This is a genomic window from Aeromonas sp. BIGb0445 (assembly GCF_024809075.1).
Classification (GTDB): domain Bacteria; phylum Pseudomonadota; class Gammaproteobacteria; order Enterobacterales; family Aeromonadaceae; genus Aeromonas; species Aeromonas rivuli.
The window spans coordinates 314,536-334,695 of record NZ_JANUES010000004.1; the positions used below are offsets into that span (position 1 = coordinate 314,536).

General features: G+C 62.6%; 19 protein-coding genes. 10 read left to right on the forward strand and 9 right to left on the reverse strand.

The features are described from left to right. Positions 1 to 13: 13 nt before the first annotated feature. The gene (nuoN, locus tag M2367_RS11405) at positions 14 to 1,477 is read left to right on the forward strand and encodes an NADH-quinone oxidoreductase subunit NuoN (RefSeq protein WP_224432650.1); all 1,464 of its coding nucleotides are present in this window, start codon (positions 14 to 16) and stop codon (positions 1,475 to 1,477) included. Positions 1,478 to 1,548: 71 nt separating this feature from the next. Here the strand turns inward: nuoN and purL are convergent, their stop codons facing one another. Next, entirely contained in the window at positions 1,549 to 5,433 is a 3,885-nt protein-coding gene (gene purL, locus M2367_RS11410) for a phosphoribosylformylglycinamidine synthase (protein ID WP_259236736.1), read from the reverse strand. 150 nt (positions 5,434 to 5,583) lie between these two features. Between purL and mltF the strand changes: the two genes are divergently transcribed. Together mltF and M2367_RS11420 are read left to right on the forward strand one after the other, a co-directional pair. Further along, positions 5,584 to 7,086 carry a membrane-bound lytic murein transglycosylase MltF gene (gene mltF / locus M2367_RS11415; RefSeq protein ID WP_259236737.1) on the forward strand — a complete coding sequence of 501 codons (1,503 nt, stop codon included), beginning with the start codon at positions 5,584 to 5,586 and terminating at the stop codon, positions 7,084 to 7,086. A gap of 192 nt (positions 7,087 to 7,278) precedes the next feature. Next, the gene (locus tag M2367_RS11420) at positions 7,279 to 7,416 is read left to right on the forward strand and encodes a hypothetical protein (RefSeq protein ID WP_198135310.1); all 138 of its coding nucleotides are present in this window, start codon (positions 7,279 to 7,281) and stop codon (positions 7,414 to 7,416) included. A gap of 71 nt (positions 7,417 to 7,487) precedes the next feature. Here the strand turns inward: M2367_RS11420 and M2367_RS11425 are convergent, their stop codons facing one another. Beyond that, the gene (locus M2367_RS11425) at positions 7,488 to 7,868 is read right to left on the reverse strand and encodes a diacylglycerol kinase (RefSeq protein ID WP_042043671.1); all 381 of its coding nucleotides are present in this window, start codon (positions 7,866 to 7,868) and stop codon (positions 7,488 to 7,490) included. Between the two features lie 143 nt (positions 7,869 to 8,011). Between M2367_RS11425 and M2367_RS11430 the strand changes: the two genes are divergently transcribed. Continuing rightward, a complete protein-coding gene (locus M2367_RS11430) occupies positions 8,012 to 9,076 on the forward strand; it encodes a 3-deoxy-7-phosphoheptulonate synthase (RefSeq protein WP_259236738.1) in 1,065 nt (354 codons plus the stop codon). Between the two features lie 6 nt (positions 9,077 to 9,082). Further along, complete coding sequence (gene aac(6') / locus M2367_RS11435; RefSeq protein ID WP_259236739.1) at positions 9,083 to 9,541, forward strand: aminoglycoside 6'-N-acetyltransferase; 459 nt, start codon at positions 9,083 to 9,085, stop codon at positions 9,539 to 9,541. 21 nt (positions 9,542 to 9,562) lie between these two features. Here aac(6') and M2367_RS11440 read toward each other — a convergent pair whose 3' ends face one another. The 4 genes from M2367_RS11440 to M2367_RS11455 all read right to left on the reverse strand — a co-directional run bounded on the left by M2367_RS11440 (position 9,563) and on the right by M2367_RS11455 (position 13,014). Next, positions 9,563 to 10,342: an ATP-binding cassette domain-containing protein gene (locus tag M2367_RS11440; protein WP_259236740.1), complete on the reverse strand. Its 780-nt coding sequence runs from the start codon at positions 10,340 to 10,342 to the stop codon at positions 9,563 to 9,565. Next, the gene (btuC, locus tag M2367_RS11445; protein WP_042043665.1) at positions 10,326 to 11,333 is read right to left on the reverse strand and encodes a vitamin B12 ABC transporter permease BtuC; all 1,008 of its coding nucleotides are present in this window, start codon (positions 11,331 to 11,333) and stop codon (positions 10,326 to 10,328) included. Before btuC ends, M2367_RS11440 begins: the two co-directional genes overlap by 17 nt. A gap of 97 nt (positions 11,334 to 11,430) precedes the next feature. After that, positions 11,431 to 12,207: an ABC transporter substrate-binding protein gene (locus tag M2367_RS11450; protein WP_259236741.1), complete on the reverse strand. Its 777-nt coding sequence runs from the start codon at positions 12,205 to 12,207 to the stop codon at positions 11,431 to 11,433. 39 nt (positions 12,208 to 12,246) lie between these two features. Beyond that, entirely contained in the window at positions 12,247 to 13,014 is a 768-nt protein-coding gene (locus tag M2367_RS11455) for an ABC transporter substrate-binding protein (protein WP_259236742.1), read from the reverse strand. Positions 13,015 to 13,189: 175 nt separating this feature from the next. Here M2367_RS11455 and M2367_RS11460 point away from each other — a divergent pair, with 175 nt between their 5' ends. Beyond that, positions 13,190 to 13,543, forward strand: coding sequence for a DMT family protein (locus tag M2367_RS11460; protein WP_224432643.1), 354 nt, complete (start codon positions 13,190 to 13,192; stop codon positions 13,541 to 13,543). Positions 13,544 to 13,600: 57 nt separating this feature from the next. Next, positions 13,601 to 14,746, forward strand: coding sequence for a type IVa pilus ATPase TapW (tapW, locus tag M2367_RS11465; protein WP_259236743.1), 1,146 nt, complete (start codon positions 13,601 to 13,603; stop codon positions 14,744 to 14,746). An 85-nt stretch (positions 14,747 to 14,831) separates the two neighbouring features. Here the strand turns inward: tapW and M2367_RS11470 are convergent, their stop codons facing one another. Genes M2367_RS11470 through M2367_RS11480 form a run of 3 tightly spaced genes read right to left on the reverse strand, consistent with a single transcriptional unit; the run spans position 14,832 to position 17,562 of the window. Next, positions 14,832 to 15,074, reverse strand: a complete 243-nt coding sequence (locus M2367_RS11470) for a FeoC-like transcriptional regulator (RefSeq protein ID WP_042042100.1) — start codon at positions 15,072 to 15,074, stop codon at positions 14,832 to 14,834. Continuing rightward, complete coding sequence (feoB, locus tag M2367_RS11475; protein WP_259236744.1) at positions 15,071 to 17,338, reverse strand: Fe(2+) transporter permease subunit FeoB; 2,268 nt, start codon at positions 17,336 to 17,338, stop codon at positions 15,071 to 15,073. The genes M2367_RS11470 and feoB overlap by 4 nt, the downstream gene beginning before the upstream one ends. Then, positions 17,335 to 17,562 (reverse strand): FeoA family protein, encoded by a 228-nt coding sequence (locus M2367_RS11480; protein ID WP_042042097.1) that lies wholly within the window; start codon positions 17,560 to 17,562, stop codon positions 17,335 to 17,337. Before M2367_RS11480 ends, feoB begins: the two co-directional genes overlap by 4 nt. A gap of 132 nt (positions 17,563 to 17,694) precedes the next feature. Here M2367_RS11480 and M2367_RS11485 point away from each other — a divergent pair, with 132 nt between their 5' ends. The 3 genes from M2367_RS11485 (at position 17,695) to M2367_RS11495 (ending at position 20,137) form a co-directional block, all read left to right on the forward strand. Continuing rightward, on the forward strand, positions 17,695 to 18,024 hold the full coding sequence (locus M2367_RS11485) for a translation initiation factor (RefSeq protein WP_224432639.1): 330 nt from the start codon (positions 17,695 to 17,697) through the stop codon (positions 18,022 to 18,024). Between the two features lie 332 nt (positions 18,025 to 18,356). Further along, positions 18,357 to 18,917, forward strand: a complete 561-nt coding sequence (locus M2367_RS11490) for a TMEM165/GDT1 family protein (protein ID WP_259236745.1) — start codon at positions 18,357 to 18,359, stop codon at positions 18,915 to 18,917. A gap of 272 nt (positions 18,918 to 19,189) precedes the next feature. Then, the gene (locus M2367_RS11495; protein WP_259236746.1) at positions 19,190 to 20,137 is read left to right on the forward strand and encodes a DUF2157 domain-containing protein; all 948 of its coding nucleotides are present in this window, start codon (positions 19,190 to 19,192) and stop codon (positions 20,135 to 20,137) included. Positions 20,138 to 20,160 lie beyond the last annotated feature (23 nt).

Here is a 20,160-nt window from a genome sequence, read left to right on the forward strand (position 1 = left end):
CGGGAGCCTTGTCATGACGTTTACCGCCGCCCAACTATTGGCCCTGCTGCCCCTGTTGCTGACCACGGGGGCCATGGTGGCCCTGATGCTGGCCATCGCCTGGAAGCGCTGTGATGACACCGCCTTCGTGGTGACCATCACGGGTCTGAACCTGGCGCTCTTCTCCCTGCCCATCGTCATGGCGCAAGGGGATCAGGGGGTCACTCCCCTGCTGCAAGTGGACAGCTATGCGGTCTTCTACATGGGGCTGGTGCTCATCGGCGCCCTGGCCACCTGTACCTTCGGTCGCTCCTGGCTCAAGGGCTACCCGGACAACCGGGAAGAGTTCTACCTGCTGCTGCTGATCGCCACCGCCGGTGGCCTGGTGCTGGCGGGTTCCCGCCATCTCGCGTCACTGTTTATCGGGATCGAAATGCTGACCCTGCCCATGTTCGGTCTGGTGGGTTATGCCTATCGCGAGCGCCACTCCCTGGAGGCCAGCATCAAGTACATGGTGCTCTCCGCCGCCGCCACCGCCTTCCTGTTGTTCGGCATGGCGCTGCTCTATGCCCAGGCAGGCAGCCTGAGCTTCAGCGATCTCGGCCTGACCCTGGCCCAGAGCCCGGCTCACCAGCCGCTGCTGATGGGAGGCTTTGGCCTGATGCTGGTGGGCTTTGCCTTCAAGTTGTCCCTCGCCCCCTTCCACCTCTGGACCCCGGATGTCTATGAGGGCGCCCCGGCACCTGTGGCCACCTTCCTCGCCACCGTCAGCAAGATAGCCGTGTTTTGCGTGCTGCTGCGCTTCTACCTGGCGGTGCCGGCCACCTCGGATCCCATGATCCACTGGCTGCTGGCGGCCATGGCGGTCATCTCCATCGTGGTCGGCAACCTCTTGGCGCTGATCCAGACCAACATCAAGCGGATGATGGGTTACTCCTCCATCTCCCACTTCGGCTACCTGCTGGCGGTGGTGGTGGCGAGCCGCCTCGGCCAGATGCCGGTGGAAGCGGCCGGTGTCTACCTGCTGATGTACCTCTTCACCAGCCTGGGGGCCTTCGGCGTCATCAGCATGATGTCCAGCCCCTATCGCGGCAAGGATGCGGACTCCCTGCACAGCTATCGCGGCCTGTTCTGGAAGCGCCCCTACCTGACAGCCGTCATGACGGTGATGATGCTCTCCCTGGCGGGCATCCCCATGACGCTGGGCTTCATCGGCAAGTTCTACCTCATCGGGGTGACGGTCGAGGCGCAACTCTGGTGGCTCTGCGGCGCCATAGTGCTCGGCAGTGCCCTGGGGCTCTACTACTACCTGAGAGTCATGGTCACCCTCTACCTGCGCGAACCCGGCATGCAGCTGCGCGATGCCAAGGCCGACTGGGCCTTCTCCTCCGGCGGGCTGGTGGTGCTGCTCTCCGCCATCATCGTCTTGGCCATGGGGATCTATCCCCAGCCGGTCATCAGCCTGGTGCAGGGCTTCCAGCACCTGGTACTCCACTAAACCGCTCCCCCCAGCGATAAAAAAACCGGCCAGTTGGCCGGTTTTTCATTGCTGCAGAGTATCTGGCGGGATTAGCCCAGACGCACCCGAGCGTTTCTGAACATCCGCATCCAGGCGCCATCCTCGCCCCAGTTGTCCGGGTGCCAGGAGTTCGCCACGGTGCGGAATACCCGCTCAGGGTGCGGCATCATGATAGTCGCGCGGCCGTCCGTGGTGGTGACCGCAGTGATGCCCGCCGGTGCCCCGTTCGGGTTGGCCGGGTACTGCTCGGTGACCTGACCGCGGTTGTCCACGAAACGCAGCCCCACCAGACCGCTGGCTTGCAACGCGGCAAAGTGAGCGGCATCGCGCAGCTCCACCCGTCCTTCCCCGTGGGAGACGGCGATGGGCATCACAGAGCCCGCCATGCCGGCGAAGAAGGCGGACGGAGAGTCCTGTACTTCCACCAGGCTGAAGCGCGCCTCGAAGCGCTCGGAGCGGTTGCGCACGAAGCGCGGCCACAGATCGGCCCCCGGAATGAGGTCACGCAGGTTGGACATCATCTGGCAACCGTTGCACACCCCCAGAGACAGGGTGTCGCCACGCTCGAAGAAGCGCTGGAACTGCTCGCGGGCGCCGTCGTTGAACAGGATGGACTTGGCCCAGCCTTCCCCCGCCCCCAGCACGTCGCCGTAGGAGAAGCCGCCACAGGCCACCAGACTCTGGAACTCTTCCAGCTTGATGCGACCGGACAGGATGTCGCTCATGTGCACGTCCACGGCAGCAAAACCGGCACGATCGAAAGCGGCGGCCATCTCCACGTGGGAGTTGACCCCCTGCTCGCGCAGTACCGCCAAACGAGGAGAGACCCCGCGAGCGATATAGGGCGCAGCCACATCCTCGGACGGATTGAAGCTCAAGGAGGCATGCAGACCCGGGTCGGTCGCATCCTGGCGAGCGGCGTGCTCCTGATCGGCGCACTCGGGGTTGTCCCGCAGGCGCTGCATCTGCCAGCTGGTCTCACCCCAGAGGGTGCGCAGGGCGGTACGACTGGCACGATAGACCTCTTGCCCGGCGCGGCTGAACCGCAGGCTGTCCTGGTCGTCGACGCTGCCGATGACATGGACGCAGGCGGCCAGGCCATGGCCCGCCAGCAGGGTCATGACGGCTTCCTTGTCGGCACGGCGCACCTGAATGACGGCACCCAGCTCCTCGTTGAACAGCGCGGGCAACAGCTCGCCACCGACGCGATCGAGCTGGATGTCGAGGCCGCAGTGACCGGCGAAGGCCATCTCGGTCAGGGTGACGAACAGGCCACCGTCGGATCTGTCGTGGTAAGCCACAATCTTGCGATCCGCCACCAGCGCCTGGATGGCGTTGAAGAAACCCTTGAGCTGAGTCGGATTGTCAAGATCCGGCGCGCTGTCGCCCAGCTGGCGGTAGACCTGAGCCAGGGCGGAGGCGCCCAGGCGCTGCTTGCCGTTGCCAAGGTCAATCAGGATGAGATCTGTCTCGCCGAGATCGGTACGCAGCTGCGGGGTGACGGTGTTGCGCACATCCTCGACCCGCGCGAAGGCGGTGATGAGCAGGGAGAGCGGCGAGGTGACGCTGCGCTCCTCGCCATCTTGCTGCCAGCGGGTCTTCATGGACATGGAGTCCTTGCCGACCGGGATGGTGATGCCAAGGGCCGGGCAGAGCTCCTCACCCACCGCCTTGACCGCCTCATAGAGACCGGCATCTTCGCCAGGGTGACCGGCGGCAGACATCCAGTTGGCGGAGAGTTTGACCCGCTTCAAGGAGCCGATGTGAGCCGGTGCCAGGTTGGTGAGCGCCTCGGCCACCGCCATGCGAGCGGAGGCCGCGTGGGAGAGCAGCGCCACCGGGGTGCGCTCCCCCAGGGACATGGCTTCGCCGTGATAGCTGTCATAGGTGGCGGCGGTGACGGCGCAATCGGCCACCGGGATCTGCCAGGGGCCGACCATCTGGTCGCGGTTGACCAGACCGGTCACGCTGCGATCGCCAATGGTGATGAGGAAGGACTTCTCCGCAACCGTCGGCAGGCGCAATACCCGCTCGGCGGCATCGGACAAGGTGATGCCATCGAGCATCAGGGCCTTGCCCTGGGCGGGCAGGCTCTGCACATCGCGGTGCATCTTGGGCGCCTTGCCGAGCAGCACGTCCAGGGGCAGATCGATGGGCTGGTTGTCAAAATGGGCATCGGAGAGCGTGAGATGCGGCTCGGCGGTGGCGGTACCGATGACGGCGTAAGGGGCGCGCTCGCGCTCGCACAGGGCCTTGAACAGCGCCAGCTTCTCCTGAGGCACCGCCAGTACGTAGCGCTCCTGGGATTCGTTGCACCAGATCTCCAGCGGGCTCATGCCCGGCTCGTCGCTCGAAATGGCACGCAAATCGAAACGACCACCGCGCTCACCGTCGTTGACCAATTCAGGCATGGCGTTGGAGAGGCCACCGGCGCCCACGTCGTGGATGAAGGCGATGGGATTCTCGTCACCGAGCTGCCAGCAGCGATCGATCACCTCCTGGCAGCGACGCTCCATCTCGGGGTTGTCACGCTGCACCGAGGCAAAGTCCAGATCCTCGGCGGACTGGCCTGAGGCCATGCTCGATGCCGCGCCGCCCCCCAGACCGATGTTCATAGCCGGGCCGCCAAGCACGATCAGTGCCGCGCCCACCGGGATCTCCGCTTTTTGCACATGCTCGCTGCGGATGTTGCCAAGGCCGCCGGCCAGCATGATGGGCTTATGGTAGCCACGCACTTCGACGCCATTGTGGCTCGGCACCAGCTCTTCGAAGGTACGGAAGTAGCCGAGCAGGGCCGGACGGCCAAACTCGTTGTTGAAGGCGGCGCCGCCGAGGGGCCCCTCCTGCATGATGTCGAAGGCGCTGACGATGCGGCTCGGCTTGCCGAAATCCTGCTCCCAGGGCTGTTCGAAACCGGGGATGCGCAGGTTGGAGACGGAGAAACCGACCAGACCGGCCTTGGGCTTGGCGCCGCGTCCGGTCGCACCCTCGTCGCGAATTTCGCCACCGGAGCCGGTGGCGGCGCCCGGGAAGGGAGAGATGGCGGTCGGGTGGTTGTGAGTCTCCACCTTCATCAGGATATCGACCCGCTCCTGGTGATACTGATACTCACCCTTGCTGCTCGGGAAGAAGCGGCCACCCTGGCTCCCTTCCATCACGGCGGCGTTGTCTTTGTAGGCAGACAGTACATAGTCCGGGGTCTGCTCGAAGGTATTCTTGATCATCTTGAACAGCGACTTGGGCTGGCGCTCGCCATCTATGGTCCAGTCGGCGTTGAAGATCTTGTGACGACAGTGCTCGGAGTTCGCCTGGGCAAACATATAGAGTTCGATGTCGTTGGGGTTGCGACCGAGCTTCTGGAAGTTCTCCACCAGATAGTCAATCTCATCCTCGGCCAGGGCCAGACCCAGGGCGATGTTGGCGGAAGCCAGGGCGGCGCGACCACCGCCCAGCACGTCCACCTGGGTGAAGGGGCGCGGGGCCTGATGGGCAAAGAGGGCGCTCGCCTGCTCGGGGGCGCTGAACACTGTCTCCATCATGCGGTCATGGAGCAGGGCCGTTATCTCGGCGTGCTGGGCCGCATCAAACTCGCCTTCCACGTAATAGGCAATGCCACGCTCGAGCCGCTTGACCTGGGTCAGGCCGCAGTTGTGGGCGATGTCGCTTGCTTTGGAAGACCAGGGGGAGATAGTGCCGGGACGGGGGGTAACGAGGAAGAGTTGGCCGCTGGGGGCGTGTTCGGGGATAGTCGGGCCGTAGCGCAGCAACCGTCCCAGTGTCGTTCGCTCCGCATCCGAGAGCGGCGCCGACAGCTCGGCAAAATGCACATATTCGGCATAGATACTGCTTATCTCGAGTCCTCTGTGCGCGAAGCTTTGCAGCAACTTGTTGATACGAAACTCAGACAGTGCAGGCGCACCTCGCAAGATTTCCATATGACCTTTCTCACCAAGTTTTAATGTGTGGGGGGATTTGAGACGCGCGTATTATAGGGATCCCTCCCCTGCCGGACAAACGTTTTTATCCACGGCGCCGGTGTGACTCGCCTCGGACTCTCTGGTATAAAGGAGCCTCTTTTTTGACAAATGCCGAATTTTTCAACAAGGGTACTCGCCTACTTGCGCCACATTGTTCGACTATTTCTCGCCGTGATCATGACGCTGCTCCTCGCCAGCTGTGACTTTCACACCCCCTCCAGCCAGCTGGAGCAGATCCGTCAGCGAGGCGAGATCCGGGTCGGGACCCTCTACGGGCCCACCTCCTATTACCAAAGAGACGACACCGCCTTCGGTTACGATTACGAACTGGCGCAATCCTTTGCCGACTGGCTCGGCGTCAAGCTGACCATCATTCCAGTCAACACCAGTGCCGAACTGGTCGGGCTGCTTGAGGGTGACAAACTGGACCTCGTTGCCGCCGCCATCGTCGTCACCCCGGAGCGCCGAGCCCAATTTCGCTTCGGCCCCGGTTTTTACCAGGTCTCCCCCAAGCTGGTCTATCGCAATGGTTCCCGGCGCCCGCGCAGCCTGGATGACATAGACGGCAAGCTGGTGGTGGCCCAGGGCTCGAGCGGTGAAGATCTGCTCAAGGAGTTTCAGGTATCCCACCCCACACTCAGCTGGCAAGCCGATCCCAAGTCGGACACCGAGGATCTGCTCAAGATGCTGGCCGAGGGGAAAATTGACTACACCATAGTGCAAAATACCGTGCTGGCACGCACCCAGCGTTACTACCCCGAGCTTGCCGAGGCGCTCACCCTCTCCGACAGCCAGACCGTGGCCTGGGTCATGAACCGCCTGCCCGATGACAGCCTCTATGCCAGCGTCATCGACTTCTTCGGCCAACGCTTCATGGATGGCGCCATCGCCAAGCTCGACGAGAAATATTTTGGCCATGTGCAGAACTTCGATTTTGTCGATACCCGCACCTTCCTGCGCCGGGCCAAGGAGCTGCTGCCCAAGTATCAGGAGCTGTTCAAGCAACATGCCCTGGAGATTGACTGGCGCCTGCTGGCCGCCATCAGTTATCAGGAGTCCCACTGGGATCCTGCTGCCCGCTCCTACACCGGGGTGCGCGGCATGATGATGTTGACCGAAAACACCGCCAAGGCCATGGGGGTGAACGATCGAACCCACCCGGAGGAGAGCATTGAAGGGGGGGCCCGCTACCTCAAGCTGATGGTCGACAAGGTGCCGGACTCGGTACCCGAGGACGAGAAGGTGTGGTTTGCCCTCACCGCCTACAACATCGGTTATGGCCACATGATGGATGCCCGCCGCCTGACCAAGCAGCTGGGCAAGGATCCGGACAGCTGGGGAGACGTCAAGGAGGTGCTGCCGCTGCTGCAACAGGCCCGCTGGCACAGCAAGGTTCGCTACGGCTATGCCCGCGGTGGCGAGGCGCGCAACTATGTCAACAACGTGCGCCAGTATTACCAGAGCCTGCTGTGGCTGGACAACGAACAGCAGAAGGCGCAACGGCGTGAGGCGCTGGACGAGGACGACAACGAGCCCGTCAGCGATGAGGCTTCTCACCCAAGTCCCATCGCCGAGGTAGTGAGCCGGATCACGGGGGTCGAACAAGGCTGAATCAAGCGTCTGTCTAAGCCCGCGCAAGCCTGCTATCATCCGGTCACATCGGAGCCTATCCGAAATTGTTTTTGTCCCTCACATCCTCAGGTCGAGATAGCAGACAGCACTTTCAGATGGGCTCCACCCTTAAGTTCCAATGATGTCACCGGACGGCCATCGGCCTGTCATGCCATTTAGGAGGAGACCAAGATGCAAAAACGTAGAAAGACTCGTCTGGTCAAAGCGACAAAGAGCGGCTGGAGCCCCAGGCGCAAACTCAAGCTCAATGACACCAAACGCAAGATCTGGCGCCGCAACCGCTCCTACACCCTGCTCATCGCAGAGTGAGCCCGCCAAACCGGACCAAGAATAAAGGCGCCATCAGGCGCCTTTATTCTGTGCTAAATCATCTCGCAAGCTTACCACCAGCCGAGCAGATTACGCCCCGCCAGGGCGCCCCACACCACCACATTCAGTGCCAGCACGAGGAAGACGGCGGCCGAGCCCAAATCTTTGGCCCGTCCAGACAACTCATGATGTTCTGAGCCTATCCTGTCCACCACCGCCTCTACCGCCGAGTTGAGCACTTCGACAATCACCACCAGCCAGCTCACCGCGATCAGCAGCAATATCTGGTTGAGATCCCCCCCGACCCAGAAGGCAAGCGGCATCAACAGCAGGATCAGCACCAGCTCCTGGCGGAAGGCGGCCTCGTTGAGCCAGGCTGATTTGAGCCCCTTCATGCTATAGCCGGTTGCATTGATGATCCGGGTCAGACCGGTCGCGCCAGGTTTTGCCACAAAAACTACCTCGGGTAGGGATGAAATGGCCTCACATCCTATCAGAGCCGCCCAAGGTTTCAATCGACAGGGTTTTGCTTTATTTTATCTCTTTGCTTTTTCGCCGCCTGTGGCTATGCCACCCACTCGAGACTTGAGTTTGTATGTCCATTCACACCGATGAATTGCGCACCCGGCGCCTGGAGTCCCTCATCACCCCGAGCGAACTCGCCGCCGCCTTCCCCATTACCGACAAGATCGCCCAGAACCTGCTCGATGCCCGCCGCGATGTCGAGGCCATACTGGCCGGCAACGACCAGCGTCTGCTGGTGGTGGTGGGTCCCTGCTCCATCCACGACCCCATTGCCGCCCTCGACTATGCCGCCCGGCTCAATGCCCTGCGCGACCAATACCAAGAGACGCTGTGCATCGTCATGCGCACCTATTTCGAGAAACCGCGCACCATAGTCGGCTGGAAGGGGCTCATCAACGATCCGCGCCTGGACGGCAGCTTCGACGTCAATGAAGGACTCAAGCTGGCGCGCAAGTTGCTGGCGGACATCAACGCCCTGGGTCTGCCCACCGCCACCGAGTTCCTCGATATGGTGACCGGTCAGTACATCAGCGATCTCATCACCTGGGGTGCCATAGGCGCCCGCACCACCGAATCCCAGGTCCACCGCGAGATGGCCTCGGCGCTCTCCTGCCCGGTCGGCTTCAAGAATGGCACCGACGGCAACACCCGCATCGCCATCGATGCGGTGCGCGCCGCCCGCCACAGCCACATCTTCTACTCGCCGGATAAAGACGGCAAGATGACCATCTACCGCACCGCCGGCAACCCCTATGGTCATGTGATACTGCGTGGCGGCCACAGGCCCAACTATGATACCGCCAGCGTGGATGAAGCCTGCGAGGCACTGGCCAAGGTCAACCTACCCGAGCGGCTGGTGGTGGATTTCAGCCATGGCAACAGCTTGAAGGATCATCGTCGCCAGCTGTTGGTGGCGCAGGATATCTGCGATCAGCTGCGCCGTGGCCGCACCGGCATCGCCGGCATCATGGCCGAGAGCTTCCTGGTCGAAGGCCGTCAGGATGTGGAGAACGGCTGTGCCGCCACTTTCGGCCAGAGCATCACCGATGCCTGCCTCTCCTGGGACGATACCGAGACCCTGCTGGCCATGCTGGCCGAGGCGGCCCAGGTACGCCTTGCCAAGCGGCAGGCCTGAGTGCTGATGACGAACGCCGACTGGCGGATAGTGCCCCTCGACGAGACGCTGCTGGCGCAGTGGGCAACCCTGCGCCAGCAGCTGTGGCCGCACCATGCACTCTCAGCCCATCTGCAGGAAGGTGCCGAACTGCTGGCCAATGCCCATCTCAATACCTTTCTGGTGCTGGATGAGCAGAGCCAGGCGGTGGCCTTTGCCGATGCGGCCCTGCGCCACGATTACGTGAACGGCTGCGAGAGCAGCCCGGTCGTCTATCTGGAAGGGGTCTATGTGCAGCCGGCTTCGCGCCGGCGCGGGTTGGCCCAGGCGTTGATTGCCCGGGTGGCGCAGTGGGGCCACGAGCTGGGTTGTCGCGAACTGGCCTCCGATGCCGCCATCGACAACCTCGCCTCACAGCAGCTGCACCAGCGACTCGGCTTTGCCGAAACGGAGCGGGTCGTCTTCTTCAAAAAGGCCCTCGGCTGACGCCAGGGCCTTGCTTGTTTCTCACAGACTCGGCATAAACCAGACCCGTCCCCCCGCCTCCAGCCGGTTGGTCCTGATCTGGAACACCCGCTCGAGCAGGGCCTCGTCGATAAGCTCAACCCCGCCCTCGCACACCATCTCCCCCCCTTGCAGACAGAGCATTCGATCGGCCCAATCGATGGCAAGATTGATGTCGTGAATGGCCATCACCACCAGCAATCCCTGTCGACTGACCGACTTGAGCAGGCGCAGCAGCGCCAGCTGGTGATGCAGATCCAACCCGGCCAGGGGCTCGTCGAGCAGCAGCAGGCGTCCCGCCGGATTGAGCCCGGGCCAGACCTGCAACAGGGTGCGGGCGATCAATACCCGCTGCTGTTCCCCCCCCGAGAGCCGGCTGAAGTCCCGCCCGAGCAGATGATCGAGCTCCAGGGCCTGGCACAGCGCTGCCATGGCCTCTCGGGCAGCCTGGCTGACGGCGCCGGACTCGCCAAGGCCCAGCGCCAGCACTGAGAACACCGGGGTATGAAACAGATGGGGTTGGCGCTGAGGCAGCATGGCCCGGCGTCTGGCCAGATCCGGCAGACTCAGGGAAGCCAGTGTGTCTCCGGACAAGGTGATGCAGCCCTCGGCGGGGAGCAGACCGGCCAGGGCGCCGAGCAGGGTCGATTTCCCGCTGCCATTGGGGCCAAGCAGGGCCACCAGCTGGCCGCCCTGCCAATCGAGGGAGAGGGGGGCCAACCGGCCCGCCAGGCTCAGTTGCCGGGCGCAGAGCAGCGCCTTGTCATCAACGGGGCTGATCATGGGATTGCCTGAGCAGAAGATAAATAAAGAGAGGCGCGCCGACCGAGGCGGTCACCACCCCAATGGGCAACTCCCCCGCCGCCAGCAGGGTGCGGGCACAGAGATCCGCCCCCAGCAGCAGGGCGCCCCCCCCCAGGGCGGAGGCGGGCAGCAAGAAGCGCTGATCGCTCACCCCGCACAGACGCAGCAGATGGGGCACCACCAGACCGACGAAGCCAATGACGCCGCACAGGGCCACCGCGAGCCCGGTCAGCAGACAGACCGCCAGCACCAGACGCACCCGCAGGCGATGCACATCCAGCCCCATCAGGCGGGCCTGGGTCTCCCCCAGCAGCAACTGCTGCAGCGCCCTGCCCTGGCGGATCAGCCAGAGCAGGGTCAGTGGCATCAACAGCCACCACCAGCCGAGCTGCTGGCTGCCATAAGCCAGGCTGCCCATCATCCAGAACATGAACTCGCGCACCGACCCGTCGTCGGCGAAATACATCAGCCAGGTCATCACGGCGTTGGTGAGTATGCCGATGGCCACCCCGAGCAAGAGCAGGCGAGCATGACCCAGATGGGCGCGGCGGGCGGCCAGCAGCAGCAGGAGCGTCACCAGCAAGGCACCGCCGAAGGCGGCCAGGGAGAGGGCCCAGCCCGGCAGCGCCATGTCGGCGCCCTTGGCCAGGGCCATGGCCAGCATGGCGGCAAGACCGGCGCCGCTCGACACCCCAAGCAGGCCGGGCTCGGCCACGGGGTTATGGAGCATCACCTGCAACACCGCGCCGCCGCAGGCCAGAGAGGCCCCCGCCAGCAGAGCGAGCAGGGCGCGAGGCAAACGCAGCTCCAGCAGAATTTGCTGCTCCAGCGGCCCCAGCGGTTGCCAGGGCAGCACCATAAAGGCGCCGACGCAGAGCGAGAGCAAAAACAGCAACAGGGTCAGGCAGAGCAGGCCAAGCAGCAGCCGCTGCTGCCAGCGGCGCTGACGGGCGATCAAGGTGGTAAACAAGGCATATCCCGGGCAGAGGTCTGTGGGTCAAACACCGAGGGTGCCGATATGGCCCCTCGTCATGGCCGTCATGATAGCAAGGCAGAGGGCCCCGTGGTCAAGGCGATGTCGCGGGCAGCACCGGAACCGTCGCCATCGGCGGGTAATAGCGAGCGACAATCCGGGCCAGCTCACCGCTTTTCACCGTCTCGGCCAGGGCCTGTTCTATTTTGACGCCCAGCGCCTTGTGCGGGGAGAGGCGGCTCATGGCCAGGTAGACCCCCTCCTGCTCTGGCGGGCGATAAGTCGTCTTGACCAGCCCCGCCGGGTTATGCCTGGAGAGGATGTAATCCATGTGGCAAGAGCCCGCGACCATCACCTGCAGGTGATCGCGCATCAGCATGCCCAACAGTTGCGTCTCGGTCGGCACCCCATGCTTGTCGAGCTGTTCATCATTGTCAAAACGGGCGAAGTGGGCTGACTTGAGCACATAACCTACCTGATGGGCGCCCAGATCCTGATAATTGCGGATCTGGCCCGCCAGATCGGGACGGGCGTAGAAGGCTGGCGGACAGGCGATGTAGGGCGGTGACAGATACTCCACATAGCGCTCGCGCTCTAGGGTCTTGGCAATGCTGAACACCATGTCGATCTCCCCCACCTCGGCATACCTCAATACCCGCCCCCAGGGGTAGATCTTGACGATGAATTGCAAACCGGTATGCCGCTCCAGGGCCTGGATCAGGTCGATGTCGATGCCGCTCATCCGACCCTGTTCATCCACCATGATGAAGGGGGGCCACTCACTGCTGGCCACGGTCAGGGTTCTCGATGGCGCAGCCATCAGGCCAAAGAGCGGCATCAATAGCCAGCAGCCCCACATCCATTTCAACATCGTACCTCCCCATCCATGATATCTATGCAAAGCGACTCATCATTCGCCCGGTTTATAATGGGACGCCAACTGCGCCAGCTCACCACTCGCCACCAGCTCGGCGAGGGCGGCCTGGATCCGCTCTTTTAGCGGCTGGGCCTTTGAATGTTTGCTCATGCCCAGATAGAGAGTGACGGGTTTATCCGGGCGGTAACGGGTCTTGATAAGGCCCGCCGGGTTGGCGAGACTCAGGGCGTAATCAACCTGGCAATCCGTGCCTATCATCAGCGGCAGATGGCCGCGTGAGACCATGCCGAGCAGTTGCTCCTCGGTGGGTACCCCATGCTTGTTGAGGCTCTTGTCTTCATCGAAGGGGCTGAAATAGCTCGATTTGAGCACATAACCCACCTCGTGATGGGCCAAGTCTCCATAACGGCGGATCTGGGCGGCAAGCAGCGACTCGGCATAGAAGGCCGGGCGGCACTGATAATACGCCGGTTGCAGATAATCGATAAAGGCGGTGCGCTCCGGAGTCTTGGCCAACCCTATCATGAGATCGACCTGGCCGGTTTGCATGCGCTGCAAGGCGCGTCCCCAGGGGAAACGCTCGACCTTGATGGGGATATCGAGATGGCGCGCCAGGGCCGCCAGAATATCCACATCCAGTCCCTCGAAGCGGCCATCGGCCCTGAGTATGCGAAACGGGGGCCAGACGTCGGTCGCGACCGTCAGACTGGCAGGCTCCCCCTCACCTTCCTGTGATCCTTGCGCTTCCTGCGCCAGACTGGCCCATATCAGGACAACAGATAGCCAGCTCCACTTGAACATTCCCTGTTTTCCTCGCTGAGATGGTTCGCTAAAAATACCTTGAAGAGGGGCTTATGGATATGACTCGACTGAGATATAACAGGCGCCATTGCGCCAAGGAGCCGCTCATGAGCCCCGTTTCGGTCCGCATAAAGTGGGTAATCTGCACCCAATCCCTCATGTCAAGGAGCCACCCATGAATCCTATTTTGACCAGCATAGGGCTGTTAATCTGCAGCAATGTCTTCATGACCTTTGCCTGGTATGCCCACCTCAAGGAGATGAACCACAAACCCTGGATCATCGCCGCCCTGGTGAGCTGGGGCATCGCCCTGCTCGAATACCTGTTCCAGGTCCCCGCCAACCGGATAGGCCATACGGTACTCAATGTGGGCCAGCTCAAGATCTTGCAGGAGGTGATCACCCTCACCATCTTCGTACCCTTCTCGGTCTTCTATCTCAAGGAGGATCTCAAGTGGGACTACCTTTGGGCCGGGCTTTGCATCATGGGGGCGGTCTTTTTTGTGTTCCGCGAGAAACTCATGAGTTGATAAGCAGATACAATCTGTTGGATTACTCACATCATTGACGGCTAAGCGAGACGAGTCATGGATCTGCACGAGATGCTGAAGCTATTGGCGAGCCAGGATGGCTCCGACCTCTACCTCTCTACCGGCGCCCCCCCCAGCGCCAAGTTTCAGGGGGTGTTGCGTACCCTCAGCGAGGCCCCGCTCGCCCCGGGCGAGGTGGCCGCCATCGCCGCAGAGATCATGGATCTTGAGCAAAAGCAGCAGTTCGACAAGGAGCTGGAGATGAACCTTGCCATCTCCCTGCCCCAGATTGGCCGCTTTCGAGTCAACATCTTCAAGCAGCGCAACGAAGTCTCCCTGGTGGCGCGCAACATCAAGACCGAGATCCCCCGCTTCGAGGACTTGAAGCTCCCCCCAGTGCTGCTCGATACCATCATGGAGAAACGGGGCCTGGTGCTGTTCGTCGGCGGCACAGGCTCGGGCAAGTCCACGTCGCTGGCGGCGCTGATCGACCATCGCAACCGCAACAGCGGCGGCCACATCATCACCATCGAGGATCCGGTGGAGTACGTGCATCGCCACCGCAAGAGCATCATCAACCAGCGCGAAGTGGGCGTGGACACCCGCAGCTTCCACGCCGCCCTGAAAAATACCCTGCGTCAGGCACCGGACGTGATCCTCATCGGCGAAATTCGTGACCGCGAGACCATGGAGCATGCCCTGGCCTTCTCGGAGACCGGCCACCTCGCCATCTCCACCCTGCACGCCAACAACGCCAACCAGGCGCTGGATCGCATCATCAACTTCTTCCCCGAGGAGCGCCGTCCCCAGCTGCTCAACGACTTGGGCAACAACCTCAAGGCCTTTGTCTCCCAGCGACTGGTGAAAACCGCGGATGGCGGGCGCCGGGCGGCGGTGGAGATCATGCTGGGCACCCACACCATTCGCGACATGATCAAACGCGGCGAGTTTGGCGGCCTCAAGGAGGTGATGGAGAAATCCCGCACCCTTGGCATGATCACCTTCGACGAAGCACTGTTCGATCTGGTGGTGGAAGGGGTGATAGAGGACGAGGAGGCGATCAAGAATGCGGACTCGCAGACCAACCTGCGCCTCAAGATCAAGCTGTGGCGTGACAAGGGGCAGATTGCCAATAGCAGCGACGCCAGCGGTTGGAGCCTGGAACCAGGCAAAGATGACAAGGACGAGCTGGACTGGACCTGAGCGCCACCGGCTGCCCTGGCAGATCAGAGACCAAGAACCCGCCGCTGGCGGGTTCTTTCGTTGGCATCCGGGACGGCGATACCGCCTAGCCGCGTTGCACCAGGCCGATACGGCCCGGCTCGCACCATTCGAATATCACCAGCTGCTGTTTGCCGCAGCAACTGCCGCCACACAGCTGGCTCTCCTGTTTGATGACGCGCCCCTTGCGCATCCAGACCCCGAGCATGGCCTCGACGGCATCTTCCGAGGTGTGGAAGTGACGGGCCAGATCCCGGCGACTGACCCTGTGCTCCCGGGCCAGATAGTCTCCTAATTCATGCAGTATCACAGCGCCACCACCCGGCGCGTCACTATGTCACCGCGCATGCGTCCCAGCCACCAGAGCAGCAGCAGGGAGCCGAGATAGAAACCTATCCAGGCCAGGCTCTGCTCGGGATGGCGTGCAAAGCTGGCCCCCTGATAGAAGAGCGTGGCGCCCATGAAGGCCATGTAGTTGCACCAGAGCGCGGTGTAGATAGCCCAGGGACGACCGGTTTCACGCACCAGGGCGCCCATGGCGGCGGCGCATGGCATGTAGAGCAGGATGAACAGCAGGTAGGCGAAGGCACCCGCCGCCCCGTCGAAGTGAGCCTGCATGTTGCCGTAGGTGGAGAGACTCACCTCTTGCTCCGCCGCCGCAACCCTGGCATCCCCGACCTCGCCGATATCTATCCCGAGGGGGTCGGCCGGGTTGATGGCCGCCAGATTGGCGGGGATGCTGGCCAGGGCATCTTGCACACTCTGCCACAGATCGTACTCGGCATCGGCGGCCTGCTCGCCTCCCCCATAGAGGCTGTTGAGGGTGCCGACCACGGCCTCCTTGGCGAAGATACCGGTGACGATGCCGACCGTCGCCTGCCAGTTATCCTCACGAATGCCGATGGGATGCAGCAGCGGTGTCACCCCCTGGCTCAGCTTGCTCAGCACCGAACTCTCCTGATCCTGATGGCCGAAGCTGCCATCCGTGCCCAGGGAGTTGAGCACGCTCAGCACCGCCACCACCAGCACTATGGTTTTACCGGCACCGAACACGAAAGATTTCAGCTTCTGCCAGGTCTTGATCCCCACGTTGATAGGCCGGGGCAGCTCGTAATCGGGCATCTCCATCAGCATGGAGTCACTCTTGCCGGGCAAGAGGGTACTGCGCAGCAGCAGGCCGGTGAGCACCGCCACCACAATGCCGACGAGATAGAGGCCGAACACCAGGTTCTGGCCAGATGCCGGGAAAAAGGCCACCGCGAACAGGGCATAGACCGGCAGGCGGGCGCCGCAGGACATGAAGGGGGCCATGGCCGAGGTCATCAGCCGTTCACGCTCGGAGTTGAGGGTGCGGGTTGCCATCACGGCGGGCACGGTGCAACCAAAGCCCATCAGCATGGGGACGAACGCCTTGCCGGGCAGGCCGAGGCGACGCATCAGGGCATCGACCACGAAGGCGGCCCGGGCCAGATAGCCCGAACTCTCCAGCACCGCAAGAAACAGATAGAGGCAACCGATGACGGGGATGAAGGTCGCCACCGTCTGCAGACCGGCGCCAAAGCCATCCGCCAATATGGCCCCCAGCCACTCGGGAGCATGGGCTAGCCCCAGCAGATGGTGGACTCCATCGACGAACAGGGCGCCCCCCAGGATGTCGAAGAAGTCGATGAAGGCACTGCCCACCTTGATGGCGAACATGAACATCAGATACATCACCAGCAAGAAGAAGGGGATGCCGACCCAGCGATTGAGCAGCACCCTGTCGAGCCACTCACTCTGGGCGGCGTTGAGCTTGCCCCGCTGCTGGCAGGCCTGCTGGCACCATTGGTGGATGTGACCGTAGCGCACGTCCGCCAGTTGCAGGTCGATATCCTGCTGACCCTGGGCACGGCGCACCAGATTGGCGGCCGCCGTTTGCTGACCTGGCAGCAAGGTCTGCGCCATCACGGGATCTTCTTCGAGCAGGCGCAGGGCGCGGCCACGACTCGCCAGCGGATGGGGGGCAAGCAGGCTCTCCAGTTCGCTGATGCCTGCCTCCAGAGGCTGGCCGTAATCGAGCTGCAGCGCCGCCTGGGGCGAGCCGATGAACTCATGGAGCCTGGCCTTGAGGGCGCGCACCTGAGCCGGGTTGTGGGCCGAGAGCGACACCACGGGGCAACCGAGCCGGGCACTGAGCAGTTGTTCGTCAACGGTGATGCGTCGCTTCTCCAGCAGATCCATCTTGTTGAGCACCACCAGCATGGGCAGACCCAGCTCACGCAGTTGCAAGGTCAGGTAGAGGGAGCGCTCCAGGCTGGCGGCATCGATGACGTTGAGCAGCAGATCAGGGCGTTGGCCCTGTACGAAGCCGCTGGCTATCTGCTCATCCAGGCTGGCATCCTGCGCCGCCAGGCTATAGATGCCGGGCAAGTCGGTCAGCCGATAATCCTGCTCCCCGACGCTGAAGCTGCCCATCTTCTTGTCGACCGTGACCCCGCTCCAGTTACCCACCTGCTGGCGGGCCCCGGTGAGGGCATTGAACAGTGAGGTCTTGCCGCTGTTGGGATTGCCGACCGTGACCAGATTGATGCTCATAGGCACTCCACCTCTATCTGGTTGGCCAGGCTTTTTTGCACTGAGAGGCAGATGCCCTGGCACTGGATCTGGAGCGGATCCCCCAGGGGCGCACAGCGCAGCAGGGTGACCTCCGATTGCGGCAAGAGCCCCATCACCATCAGCTTGCGGCGCAGGCTGCGATCCAGTGCATTCAAATCTGTGATACGAGCGCTCTGCCCCGGTGATAACTGCGTGAGAACCATGGCCAACCCCTAGGTGGAAACTGTGACGACTCTAAACAAGAACAATTCTCTTTTCTGTGGCCATTATAAGCTGTGACCTGCGCAACAATTTGCGTAAAATCAAACTTCGCTTAGCTAGTTGCAGAGTTCACCATGCATCAGGACAACAACAGCCGTCTGGTTTTCAGCACAGATGGCGGTGCCATTACCCCCAGCGCCCAGGCCAGCCCGGCCTCCCCCTTCCCCGCCGATGGGGTGGTGCGTATTCGCCGCGAGACCAAGGGGCGCAAGGGCGCCGGCGTCATCACCATTCATGGGGTGCCTGATGCGCAGCAAAAAGCCATCGCCACCCTGCTCAAGAAAAAGTGCGGTACCGGCGGCGGCTTGAAGGAGGGGATCATCGAGATCCAGGGCGACAAGCGCGATCTCATCCGCAGCGAGCTGGAGAAGGCGGGCTTCACCGTCAAGCAGGTCGGCGGCTAAGGTCGAGGCTGACAGGTTTCCCGATAGCAGAGCGCCGGATGTGCGATTTACCAGCCGGTCACCCTCATCAGGCTCTCACCTTGGCCAACCTCTTGTAATTACCGGGCATCTTTCCTAGAATGCCCGCTCCCATCGAGGGGGAGTAGTCGCTGACGGGCTAAAAGGCCCGCAGACGTTGATCAACATACTTGGTGCAAACTCACCATGGTCAGCGTGATCCGCAACGAGCAATGCCGGATTTGACAAGACCTTTGACGGGCCAGTGCCAATACCGGGGACGGATGGCGCAGGCTTGTCTCTGGTTTATAACAATTCCGTCCCCCGGTATCTTTATGGAAGCCCTGTTAACCTCCACCCTGAGCGTGGCCGTCGCCGAAATAGGCGACAAGACCCAGTTGCTCGCACTCCTGCTGATCTGTCGCTTTCGCAAGCCCTGGCCCATCATCGCCGGCATGTTTGCCGCTACCCTGCTCAACCATGCGGGCGCGGCCTGGATTGGCGAGCTGATCAGTCGCTGGCTCGATCCCAAACTGATGACCTATCTGGTGGCGGGAGCCTTTATCGCCATGGCGGTCTGGATTTTGGTGCCGGACAAGATGGACGATGAAGATAGCAAGCTCGACAAGTACGGCCCCTTCCTCGCCACCTTCGTGCTGTTCTTTATCGCCGAAATTGGCGACAAGACCCAGATTGCCACCGTGCTGCTGGCCGCCAAGTATGACTCGCTCACTCAGGTCATTGCTGGCACCACCATCGGCATGATGCTGGCGAACGTGCCCGTGGTGCTGCTCGGCAAGCTCGGCGCCGACAAGTTGCCCCTCAAAAGCATCCGGATTGGCTGCGCCATCCTGTTTATCACCCTGGGGATCAGCACCCTGATCGTCACCGCCTGATAGCCAGCGCCACTAAGATAGCCCTGATATAAGAAGACACAGGCCCCATCAAATGATGGGGCCTGTGTCTTTAACACCTCCCCTGCCAAGCACCATCTCGGCACATCCCGCCACGCTATCCCGTTCAACCCTGATCCCCTCTTGCCCACCCTGGTCTGTGTCTTGCCTCTCTCTGCGCCGAGGTCAGCCATCGGCAGCCCTTACCGGGACTCGCCATGGTGTTGGCGCCCCAGCCCTATGCCATAATGGGGCACGTTATTCGGAGCCATTCCATGCAGCATCACTCCCGCCGTCCCCTGCTCGACTGGGTCAAGCGAGGCCACCTCGCCCCAGCACAGCTGCCCGAGGCCCTTCGTCTGGCCGATTTGCCCCCCGCCCCCGCACGCTGGCAGGTGCTGTTCGATCGCCTCTTGCTGCTGCTCGGTTGCCTCTGCCTTGGCGCCGGTCTCATCTTCTTTGTCGCCTTCAACTGGCAGGCACTGGGGCGACTGCCGCGCCTGGGCCTGGTCGAGCTGCCCCTGCTCGCCATGCTGCTGGTGCTGTGGCGCGTCCAGCTCAGTGACGGCGCCCGTCAGGGGCTGCTCTGCTTGTGCGCCCTCAATCTCGGCGCCCTGCTCGCCCTGGTGGGCCAGACCTATCAGACCGGGGCCGATCCCTGGCAGCTGTTTGCGCTCTGGGCCATGCTGCTGCTGCCCTGGGCCCTGCTCGGCAAGAGTCCTCTGCTCTGGATCTTGAGCTGGCTGCTGGCCCAGCTCGCCCTGGTGCTCTACTGGCGGCTCGGCCTGTTCACGCTGTTCTTCTCCTTCGATGAGGAGGGGCTGGCCTGGTGCCTCACCCTGCTCAATGCCCTGCTCTGGGGAGGGCTCTGGAGCTTGCCTGCCCGCTACAAGGTGATGCCCGCTTACCTGCCCGCGCTGATGGCCGGGCTTGGGGTCACCCTGCTCGCCCTGCTCGCCCTGTTTGATGCCGCCTCTTCCTGGATCTGGCCGCTCTGGCTGCTCTGGCTCGGCGCCGCCTATGGCTGCTGGCATCACAGCTTCATCACCGGGCTCGCCATGGGTTGCCTCAGCGTCATCGTCGTCTTGCTGGCGGCGCTCGGCAAATGGATGGAGCCGGATGTGAATGGCTTCTTGCTGCTCAGCCTCGTCGCCATTGGCCTGTCGGTGGCCGCTAGCCGCTGGCTGCAACAACAGAGGAGTCGCCATGCTGCCAATCAGTAACCAGAGGGCCTCGGCCCGTTCAG